The following is a 9375-nucleotide window of genomic DNA, read 5'->3' as shown; positions in this document are numbered from 1 at the left end:
GCGAACCGCTTGTATTTCACCCGCTTCGGTTCCAGCGCATCGGGGCCCAGGCGGCGGACCTTGTCGTCCTCATAGGCCTGGAAGTTGCCCTCGAACCATTCGACATGCGCGTCGCCCTCGAAGGCGAGGATATGGGTGCAGAGCCGGTCGAGGAAGAAACGGTCGTGGCTGATGATGATCGCGCAGCCGGCGAAATCCTCGATGGCGGCTTCCAGCGCCTGCAGGGTTTCGACGTCAAGGTCGTTGGTCGGCTCGTCAAGCAGCAGCACGTTGCCGCCGGATTTCAACAGCTTCGCCATGTGGACGCGGTTGCGTTCGCCGCCGGAAAGCAAACCGACCTTCTTCTGCTGGTCGGTGCCCTTGAAGTTGAAGGCCCCGGTGTAGACGCGGCTGTTCATCTGCATGTCGCCGAGATGGATCACCTCGGCCCCGCCGGAGATTTCCTCCCAGACGTTCTTGTCGGGGTTCAGCGCGTCGCGCGACTGGTCGACATAGGCCAGCTTCACCGTGTCGCCCAGCTTGATCGTGCCCTCGTCGGGCGGTTCCTGCCCGGTGATCATGCGGAAGAGCGTGGATTTGCCCGCGCCGTTCGGGCCGATCACGCCGACGATGGCGCCGGGCGGGATGGTGAATGTCAGGTCTTCGATCAGAAGCTTGTCGCCCATGTGCTTCTTCAGGCCCTCGACCTCGATCACCTTGTTGCCCAGACGCTCGCCGTTCGGGATGATGATCTGCGCGGTGGTGGCGCGTTCGGTGACGGTCTGGCTGGCCATCTCGTTGTAGCGCGACAGCCGCGCCTTGCCCTTGGCCTGCCGCGCCTTGGCGCCGGAGCGGATCCACTCCAGTTCCTTTTCCAGCGCCTTCTGCTTGGACTTGTCCTCGCGCGCTTCCTGCGCCATGCGCTTGGCCTTCTGGTCCAGCCAGGCGGAATAGTTGCCCTCGTAGGGGATGCCGCGGCCGCGGTCCAACTCCAGGATCCAGCCGGTGATGTCGTCGAGGAAATAGCGGTCGTGGGTGACGATCAGGATCGTGCCCTTGTAGTCGATCAGGTGCTTTTGCAGCCAGGCGATGGATTCCGCGTCCAGGTGGTTGGTCGGCTCGTCCAGAAGCAGCATGTCGGGCTTTTCGAGCAGCAGCTTGCAGAGCGCGACGCGGCGACGTTCCCCGCCGGAAAGCGTGGTCACGTCGGCATCGTCGGGCGGGCAGCGCAGCGCGTCCATCGCGACGCCGACGGTGGCCTCAAGCTCCCACAGGTTGCCCGCGTCGATCTGGTCCTGCAACTGGGCCATCTCGTCCGCCGTCTCGTCCGAGTAGTTCATGGCAAGCTCGTTGTAGCGGTCGAGGATCGCCTGCTGCTCGGCCACGCCCAGCATGACGTTTTCCTTCGCCGTCAGCTTGGGGTCGAGATAGGGCTCCTGCGCGAGGTAGCCGACCTTGGCGCCCTTCGCGGCCCAGGCCTCGCCTTTGAAATCCTTGTCCATCCCGGCCATGATCTTCAGAAGCGTGGATTTCCCCGCGCCGTTGACGCCCACGACGCCGATCTTCACGCCGGGCAGGAAGTTCAGGTGGATGTTTTCAAAGCAGGTCTTGCCGCCGGGATAGGTCTTGGAGACGTTCTCCATGTGATAGACGTATTGATAGCTGGCCATCGGGGCGCTCCATTCGGGGGTTGGCGCGTATGTAGCGACGATGGGGCGGGGCTGCAACGGCAGTCAGAGGCGCTTGCCGAACCAGTCGGTCGCCGGGAAGGCGCGGGTGAAGGGCGCGATGGGTTTCCAGCCTGCCTTGCCGTACAGCGCCAGCGCTTCGGTCAGGGCGCTGTTGGTGTCAAGGCGAAGGTGGGTCATGCCCACGCTGCGGGCGAAGGTCTCGACCTCGTCCATCAGGCGACGGGCAAGGCCCCGGCCGCGGGCGGCGGGGTCGACCCAGAGGCGCTTGACCTCGCCCAGGGTGGTATCGACGGGCTTGAGCGAGACACAGCCAAGCACGGTCCCGCCCTCGCGGGCGATCAGGAAGGTGCCCTGCGGCGGGCGATAGGCTTCGGCCTCGGGGTCCGGGTCGGGGACATGGGTCGTGTCGATGCCGGGGATGCGTTCGGCGAGAAGCGCGAAATAGGCGCGCAAGCAGGCCCGGGCGGCGGCGGAGTCCGGATCCTCGCGGGCGATGGAGATCGGGGTCACGGACATCGACAGGAACCGGTTTCCCGGAAAGCCTAGGCCCGGTCATCTTGCGTTGCAAGGGAGGGCGCTTGACCTTCGGGGCGGCTGCGGCAAGGTGGGCGCGGCAAGGGCGGGACGGTGGGGGCCGATGCGGGCGGGATTTCCGGTGGCGACCAAGGGCATGGTCGTGGGCCTTCTGGGCGGGTCGTTCGATCCGGCGCATGAGGGTCATGTGCATATCACCCGCGAGGCATTGAAGCGGCTGGGGCTGGACCAGGTCTGGTGGCTGGTGAGCCCGGGCAATCCGCTGAAGGCGCGTCAGCCGGCGCCGCTCGCCGACCGGATGGCGCGGGCGAAGGCGGTGATGCGCGACCCGCGGGTGAAGATCACCGCGCTGGAGGAGCAGCTGGGGATGCGGGCGACGGCGGATACGATCGACCGGCTGAAGGCGATCTATCCCTGCGTGACCTTCGTCTGGCTGATGGGGGCGGACAATCTGGTGCAGTTCCACAAATGGGGTCGCTGGCGCGACATCCTGCGGTCGGTCGCAGTGGGGGTGCTGGCGCGGCCGGGATCAGGCGTGGCGGCGCGGACCTCTGTCGCGGCGCGGGCGTTCCGGGTGCACCAGGTCTCGCGCGGGGAGAATCTGCGCGGGCGGAAGCCGCCGGTCTGGGCCTTCGTGAACCTGCCGATGAATGATGCGTCCTCGACCGCGATACGGGCGCGGGGCGAGTGGAAATCGGGAACGGCCTCGCAGGCGGCAGCACCGGCAGATCGGACCGCCCGATCACGCGGGCGCGATCCGGGGTGAGGACGTCGGACTGGCGGAATCGGCCGGGATGCGGCTATCACCCGGAAAACGGAGGGGCGGATGCTGATTTCGCGGCGCATGATGCTGGCCGGGCTCCTGGCCGGGGTGGCTTTCCCGGCGGGGGCCGAGGGGATGGACAGTTCGCCCCGGCCCATGGCGCGCGGGGGCAAGGCGGCGGCGCGGCCGGTGGCGGCGCCGCAGGATGCCTCGGACCTGATCGCGGCGGCGAAGCTCGGCGCCGCCTCGGTCGCCTATGTGCTTCTTGATGCGCAGACCGGCGCGGTGCTGGAGTCGCGCGAGCCCGACCTCGCCCTTCCCCCCGCCAGCGTCGCCAAAGCCGTCACCTCGCTTTATGCGCTGGAGAAGCTGGGGGCCGGATATCGCTTTGCGACGCGAGTGCTGGCGACCGGGCCGTTGCGGGGCGGTATCGTGCAGGGCGACATCGTGCTGGCGGGCGGAGGCGATCCGACCTTGCAGACCGATAAGCTGGGCGATCTGGCGGCGCGACTGGCCAAGGCCGGGCTGAAGGGTGCCACGGGGCGGTTCCTGTACTGGGATGGCGCTTTGCCCCGGTTGACCCAGATCGCCGCGGACCAGCCTGCGCATGTCGGCTACAACGCCGCGGTCTCGGGGCTGAATCTCAACTTCAACCGGGCCTATTTCGAATGGAAGCGGGTGGACGGTCAGTGGCGCACCTCGGTCGATGCGCGCGGGGAACGCTTCCTGCCCGGTGTGGATATGGTGCGGGTCGACGTGGCGAGCCGCGACGCGCCCCTTTTCACCTATGCGCCGGGGCGGGTGGAGGAATGGACGGTGGCCTCGGGCGCGTTGGGCAAGGGCGGCAGCCGCTGGTTGCCGGTGCGCGATCCCGGCGCCTATGTGGCGGAAGTGTTTCGCACTCTGGCCCGGGCGCAGGGCATCAAGCTGACGGTCGGCGAGCGGGTGGGTTTGGTTCCGCCGGGGGACGAGATCGGGCGGGTGGAGAGCGAACCCCTTCCGCAGGTCCTGCGCGAGATGCTGAAATTCTCCACCAACCTGACGGCGGAATGCGTGGGCTTGACCGCCTCGGGGCAGGGGTCGCTGGAGGCCTCGGGCAGGGCGCAGTCGGACTGGGCGCGGGCGACCTTCGGGGTCAGCTTCGACATGCATGACCATTCCGGCCTTGGCGGCCGGTCGCGGGTGACGGCGGCGGGCATGGCGAAGGTGCTGGCCCAGGCCGAGCGCGAGAAGCGCGGGCTGAAGCCCATCCTGCGGGACATGGGGATGAAGGACGACAAGGGCGCGGTGATCAAGGGTCATCCGGTCAAGGTGCTGGCGAAGTCGGGAACGCTGAACTTCGTTTCGGGGCTGGCGGGGCATATCGTCCCCCCGGCAGGGCGCGAACTGGTCTTCGCGATCTTCTCGGGCGATCCGGCGCGGCGCGACGCGGTGCCGGTCGCCCTGCGGGAAGAGCCGGAGGGTGGCAAGGCCTGGACCTCGCGCGCGCGCCGGTTGCAGGGCCAGCTGATCAACCGCTGGGCGCAAGCCTACGTCTGAAGGGCGCGCCCGGAGTGCCCAACCCGACGCCTTTTGGCGACGGAAACCGCTCCCTCTACAGTTGCACAACCGCACCGTTGGCCATGAAAGTCTTTGCGACACCGCCGTAAAAGTTGTTTTATCCACACGTTCTGTTTACCGATTCATCCTATCGTCACCCTATCATCTTGGAAGGAAACGACATGAAGAAACTTGTTGCCAAAGTTCTCGCGGCGTCGCTGGCGCTGAGCTCGAGCGCCGCCTATGCCGGCGGTCCCGTCGTGATCGAGGAAGAGGGTCAGCCGGAAGTCGTGGCGACGAGCCCGCGTTCGGGCTGGATCGTTCCGGTCATCATCGGTCTGGTTGTGGTTTGCGCCATTGCCTGCGGCAATGACAACGATGATCCGGCGCCGACCGACCCGGAAGATCTCTGATCCGACGATCGCGACCTGAAGGGTCCGTCGAACAGGCCGGGGGGCGGGTCGCCCGCCCTTCGGTATTTCATGACGCTCGAGTCGACCCCGCACCTTGGTCATGGAAGGCATAGTTGCTTTTACGCCACCCTTTGCCGGGCGAATGCGTGATGACTGCAACATGCCTTGTCTTGTGCGCAGCCGCCGAATATCCGGAACGGGCACCTGCACCCCCAGATTTCGGAAGGATTGGGACATGAAGAAATTTGCTGCGCCGCTCCTGGCTCTCTCGCTGGCTCTGACCTCGACCACCGCCTTTGCCGGCGGCCCGATCATCGTGGAAGAAGAGCCGGTCGTCGAAGCCGCGGCGCCCCGTTCGGGATGGATCGTTCCGGTCATCATCGGCCTGGTCGTGATCTGCGCGATCGCCTGCGGCAACGACGACGACGACGACCAAGTCGCTGTTCGCTGATCGCGCGGCCAAACGGGGCGACAGGTCACCTAAGGTCCTGCTCGGCCCTGTCCATGCCAAGCTTGTCCATTGCCAAAGCCCGGCGGGGTCATCCCGCCGGGCTTTGCTTTGTCCTGCGATCAGAACCGCGAGGCGCGGCAGGCCGTGATGTCCAGGCCGGGATGCGTGCCTGCGACAAGCGCGCCAACGATCCGCGCGGTGATCGGGGCCAGCGTCACGCCGATATGGCCGTGCCCGAAAGCATGGATCACCTCCGGCCCGCCTGACGAGGGGCCGATCACCGGCAGGCTGTCCGGGATCGAGGGGCGGAAGCCCATCCACTCGCGGTCGGGGGGGCCCAACTCGGGAAAGAAGGCGCGGGCGCCCTCGACCAGTTTGGCGATGCGGTGGGGAGAGGGGGGCAGGCTCAGCCCGCCAAGCTCCACCGTGCCCGCGACGCGAAGCCGCCCGTCCATCGGGCACAGATAGAACCCCCGCGCCGTGGGGCAGGCGGGGCGCGAGAGCAGCGGTTCGGCCATATCCCATTCGACATGGTAGCCGCGCTCGGTGTCGAGCGGGATGCGGTCTCCGGCTTGCGCCGCAAGGCTGCGCGACTGCGCCCCGGCGGCGATGACCACGCGGCGGGCGTGCAGGTGCAGGCCGGGACCCTCGATCACCACGCCATCCGGCCCTCGGGTCAGCCGCTCTGCCCGGGCCTGCAGGTGGCGGGCCTTCTGCAGAACGCTGTCGGCGATCAGGCCCATCATCCGGCCCGGATCGTCGAGGAAGGTCGCGCCGGTGAAGAAGGCGGCCCCGCCAAGGCCCGGCGGCAGGTTGGGCTCCAGCTCGGCCAGGCGGTCGGGGCCGACCAGTTCCACCTCGACCCCCAGCGCGCGGCGGCGGTCCAGCTCGGCCCAGGCGGCGGTGAAGGCTTGCGGCGTCTCGTAGAGGTAAAGGCAGCCGCGCCGTTGCAGGACGCCCGCCCCCTGGACGCGCAGCGCGAGATCGTCCCAGAGATCGGTGGCATTGGACAGGAGTGCGGCCAGGGCACGGGAATTGCGCTCGGCCCGGGCGGGCAGCGACTGCCAGAGGAAACGGAGGAGCCAGGGGGCAAGCGAGGGCAGCGCGCGGTGGCGGATGGCCAGCGGCGAGGTCCGCGAGAACATGAGCGAGGGAAGCGACCGCAGCACATCCGGCGTGCCGACCGGGCTGGTCGCATAGCCCGCGATGGTGCCCGCATTGCCATAGCTCGCGCCCATGCCGGGCTGGCCAGGGTCGACCAGCACCACCTCGCGGCCCTGGTCGACCAGTTCCAGCGCGATGGTCAGCCCCACCACGCCCGCGCCGATCACAGCGATTTCTGTCGTTTCCCGCGTCAGCATTGCGACTTGCGTCATACGATGGGTGAACCCCACCATCCCAAGCTTGTCGCCCGGGATGGTGGGGTTGCACCCACCCTAAAGGCAGGCCTCGTAAAGGGCACGAGTGTTCTTTTTGGTCATCTTGACCGGGTTGCCGCCGCAGGACGGATCTTCCAGCGCCATCTTGGTCAGCATGTCGAGATCGGGGTCCTTCACCCCCAGCTTCGTCAGGTTTTCCGGGATGTTCAGCGTCTGGCGCAGGTCCAGGATGCGCTGATAGAAGCCCTTGTAGCCGCCCTTGATGCCGATATAGGCCGCCGCCTGCGCCAACCGGTCCTTCACCGCGCGGCGGTTGAAATCCAGCACCATCGGCATGACCACGGCGTTGGTGGTGCCGTGGTGGGTGTTGTAGACCGCGCCGATCGGATGGCTGAGAGCATGGATCGCGCCAAGGCCCTTCTGGAACGCCACCGCCCCCATCGCCGCGGCGCTCATCATATGCGCGCGGGCGTCGAGGTCGTTGGGGTCGGCATAGACCTTGGGCAGGTTCTCGAACACCAGCCGCATCCCTTCCAGCGCGATGCCCTGCGACATCGGGTGGTAGAAGGGGCTGCTGTAAGCCTCAAGGCAATGCGCCAAAGCGTCCATGCCGGTGCCGGCGGTGATGAATTTCGGCATGCCCGTCGTGAGCGCCGGATCGCAGATGGTGACGGCAGGCATCAGCTTCGGGTGGAAGATGATCTTCTTCTTGTGCGTCTCGGAGTTGGTCAGCACCCCCGCCCGGCCGACTTCCGAGCCCGTCCCCGCAGTCGTCGGCACCGCAATGATCGGCGCGATCTTCGAGGCGTCGGCGCGCGTCCACCAGTCGTCCACATCCTCAAGCTGCCAGACCTTCAGCTTCTTCGGCTGGTCGGCCATCAGCGCGATCATCTTGCCGAGGTCCAAGGCCGAGCCGCCGCCGAAGCAGATCACCCCGTCATGGCCGCCCGCCTTGTAGACGGCGATGCCCTCTTCCATGTTCTTCTCGTTCGGGTTCGGGTCCACCTCCGAAAACACGGCGCGGCCCAGACCTGCGGCGTCCAGCACGTCCAAAGCGTTCTTGGTGATCGGCAGCGACGCCAGCGCCTTGTCAGTGACGAGAAGCGGCTTGGTCAGGCCGATGCTCTTCGCGTGGTCGGCCAGTTCGGCAATGCGACCGACGCCGAACTTGATCGCGGTGGGGTAGGACCAGTTCCGGTTGGGAACCGAGTGAGTGGCGGGGTGGCTCATGATCTCAGGCTTTCTTGAGGTGATAGGATTTCGGCCGGGTCACGGAATGGAACCCGAGATAGGACAGCGAGGTGCCGCGCCCGGTGTCCTTGACCCCGGTCCAGGTCAGAGCCGGGTCCAGATAATCGGCCCGGTTCATGAACACGGTCCCGGTTTCCACCTGCGCGCCGAGGGCGGCGGCGGTGTCGTAGTCTTGCGTCCAGATCGACGCGGTCAGGCCGTAGGGGCTGTCGTTCATCAGGCGCAGCGCCTCGGCGTCGTTCTTCACCGGCATGATGCCGACGACCGGGCCGAAACTTTCTTCCTTCATCACCCGCATCGAATGGTCGACGTTGACCAGGATCTGCGGGGCAAGATAGGCCCCGCCGTCATCGGCGAACTTCTTCGGGTCGAGCAACGGTTTCGCGCCCTTGGCGATGGCTTCCGCCGTCTGGTCCCGCACGGTCTGGGCAAAGCGTTTGTGCGCCATGGGTCCGAGCGTGGTGGAGGCGTCGAACGGGTTGCCGAGTTTCAACTGGCCGACCCAGGCCACCGACTTCTCGACGAAGCTGTCGAACAGGCTTTCATGGACATAGATGCGTTCGATCCCGCAGCAGCACTGCCCGGCGTTGTACATCGCGCCGTCCATCAGCACGTCCACGGCGAGGTCCAGGTTGGCGTCCTGCCGGACATAGCCGGGGTCCTTGCCGCCAAGTTCCAGCCCCAGCGGGGTGAAGGTTCCTGCCGCCGCGCGCTCGATGGCCTGCCCGCCGCCGACCGAGCCGGTGAAGTTCACGAAGCCAAAGCTGCGCTGGCCGATCAGCCGTTCGGTGGTGGCATGGTCTAGGACGACGTTCTGGAACACGTCCTCGGGGATACCCGCCGCATGGAAGGCTTCGGCCAGCCGCTCGCCCACCAGCAGGGTCTGGCTGGCGTGCTTCAGAACCACGGTATTCCCGGCGATCAGCGCGGGGACGAGGGTGTTGATCGTGGTCAGGTAAGGATAGTTCCACGGCGCGATGATGAAGACCACGCCCACCGGTTCGCGCGCGAGGTAGCGGCGGAACTTGTCATTGTCCTCGACCATCTCGGGCGCAAGGGTCTTGGCGGCGATCTGGGACATATAGTCGGTGCGCGCGTTCACGCCGCCGAATTCGCCGCCATAACGGGTGGGGCGGCCCATCTGCCAGGCGATCTCCTCGACCACCACATCGGTCATCGTGTTCAGCTTCGCGACCCCCGCCTTGACCAGTGCGATGCGATCTTCCAGCGGGCGGGCGGCCCAGGCCTTCTGCGCGGCTTTCGCGCGGGCGACGACGGCATCGGCGGCGTCAGCCGACAGTGGCGTCCGTTCCGCATAGACCCGGCCATCGACGGGGGAGATGAGTTGGATGGGTTTCATTTCGTCCTCGTAGGG

General features: G+C 66.9%; 9 protein-coding genes. 4 read left to right on the top strand and 5 right to left on the bottom strand.

All coding sequences use genetic code 11. From position 1 onward, the window contains the following. Together ettA and V7Q39_RS06220 are read right to left on the bottom strand one after the other, a co-directional pair. Positions 1-1649, bottom strand: a 1649-nt coding sequence (gene ettA / locus V7Q39_RS06225) for an energy-dependent translational throttle protein EttA (protein WP_333815694.1), incomplete at its 3' end; no start/stop codon positions are given. Between the two features lie 63 nt (positions 1650-1712). Further along, on the bottom strand, positions 1713-2186 hold the full coding sequence (locus tag V7Q39_RS06220; protein WP_333815693.1) for a GNAT family N-acetyltransferase: 474 nt from the start codon (positions 2184-2186) through the stop codon (positions 1713-1715). Positions 2187-2307: 121 nt separating this feature from the next. Here V7Q39_RS06220 and V7Q39_RS06215 point away from each other — a divergent pair, with 121 nt between their 5' ends. From V7Q39_RS06215 to V7Q39_RS06200, 4 genes are all read left to right on the top strand, one after another. Next, positions 2308-2970 (top strand): nicotinate-nucleotide adenylyltransferase, encoded by a 663-nt coding sequence (locus tag V7Q39_RS06215; RefSeq protein ID WP_333815692.1) that lies wholly within the window; start codon positions 2308-2310, stop codon positions 2968-2970. A gap of 60 nt (positions 2971-3030) precedes the next feature. Continuing rightward, a complete protein-coding gene (gene dacB / locus V7Q39_RS06210) occupies positions 3031-4506 on the top strand; it encodes a D-alanyl-D-alanine carboxypeptidase/D-alanyl-D-alanine endopeptidase (protein ID WP_333815691.1) in 1476 nt (491 codons plus the stop codon). A gap of 182 nt (positions 4507-4688) precedes the next feature. Continuing rightward, on the top strand, positions 4689-4919 hold the full coding sequence (locus tag V7Q39_RS06205) for a hypothetical protein (protein WP_333815690.1): 231 nt from the start codon (positions 4689-4691) through the stop codon (positions 4917-4919). A 235-nt stretch (positions 4920-5154) separates the two neighbouring features. Further along, positions 5155-5370: a hypothetical protein gene (locus V7Q39_RS06200; RefSeq protein WP_333815689.1), complete on the top strand. Its 216-nt coding sequence runs from the start codon at positions 5155-5157 to the stop codon at positions 5368-5370. A 119-nt stretch (positions 5371-5489) separates the two neighbouring features. On the opposite strand, the gene V7Q39_RS06195 is transcribed toward V7Q39_RS06200, so the two are convergent. The 3 genes from V7Q39_RS06195 to V7Q39_RS06185 all read right to left on the bottom strand — a co-directional run bounded on the left by V7Q39_RS06195 (position 5490) and on the right by V7Q39_RS06185 (position 9360). Next, on the bottom strand, positions 5490-6731 hold the full coding sequence (locus tag V7Q39_RS06195) for an NAD(P)/FAD-dependent oxidoreductase (protein ID WP_333815688.1): 1242 nt from the start codon (positions 6729-6731) through the stop codon (positions 5490-5492). 75 nt (positions 6732-6806) lie between these two features. After that, positions 6807-7979, bottom strand: coding sequence for an iron-containing alcohol dehydrogenase (locus tag V7Q39_RS06190; RefSeq protein WP_333815687.1), 1173 nt, complete (start codon positions 7977-7979; stop codon positions 6807-6809). 4 nt (positions 7980-7983) lie between these two features. Then, the gene (locus V7Q39_RS06185) at positions 7984-9360 is read right to left on the bottom strand and encodes an aldehyde dehydrogenase family protein (RefSeq protein ID WP_333815686.1); all 1377 of its coding nucleotides are present in this window, start codon (positions 9358-9360) and stop codon (positions 7984-7986) included. Positions 9361-9375 lie beyond the last annotated feature (15 nt).

This window comes from Tabrizicola sp., assembly GCF_036781545.1.
Classification (GTDB): Bacteria; Pseudomonadota; Alphaproteobacteria; order Rhodobacterales; family Rhodobacteraceae; genus Tabrizicola.
Note: the sequence above shows the minus strand (reverse complement) of the source record. Positions and strands in the feature narration are given on the sequence as shown.

Excerpts from the sequence above, each read along its gene's own strand:
- V7Q39_RS06220 (WP_333815693.1), bottom strand. The coding sequence starts at position 2,186 with ATGTCCGTGACCCCGATCTCCATCGCCCGCGAGGATCCGGACTCCGCC.
- V7Q39_RS06215 (WP_333815692.1), top strand. The coding sequence starts at position 2,308 with ATGCGGGCGGGATTTCCGGTGGCGACCAAGGGCATGGTCGTGGGCCTT.
- dacB (WP_333815691.1), top strand. The coding sequence starts at position 3,031 with ATGCTGATTTCGCGGCGCATGATGCTGGCCGGGCTCCTGGCCGGGGTG.
- V7Q39_RS06205 (WP_333815690.1), top strand. The coding sequence starts at position 4,689 with ATGAAGAAACTTGTTGCCAAAGTTCTCGCGGCGTCGCTGGCGCTGAGC.
- V7Q39_RS06200 (WP_333815689.1), top strand. The coding sequence starts at position 5,155 with ATGAAGAAATTTGCTGCGCCGCTCCTGGCTCTCTCGCTGGCTCTGACC.
- V7Q39_RS06195 (WP_333815688.1), bottom strand. The coding sequence starts at position 6,731 with ATGCTGACGCGGGAAACGACAGAAATCGCTGTGATCGGCGCGGGCGTG.
- V7Q39_RS06190 (WP_333815687.1), bottom strand. The coding sequence starts at position 7,979 with ATGAGCCACCCCGCCACTCACTCGGTTCCCAACCGGAACTGGTCCTAC.
- V7Q39_RS06185 (WP_333815686.1), bottom strand. The coding sequence starts at position 9,360 with ATGAAACCCATCCAACTCATCTCCCCCGTCGATGGCCGGGTCTATGCG.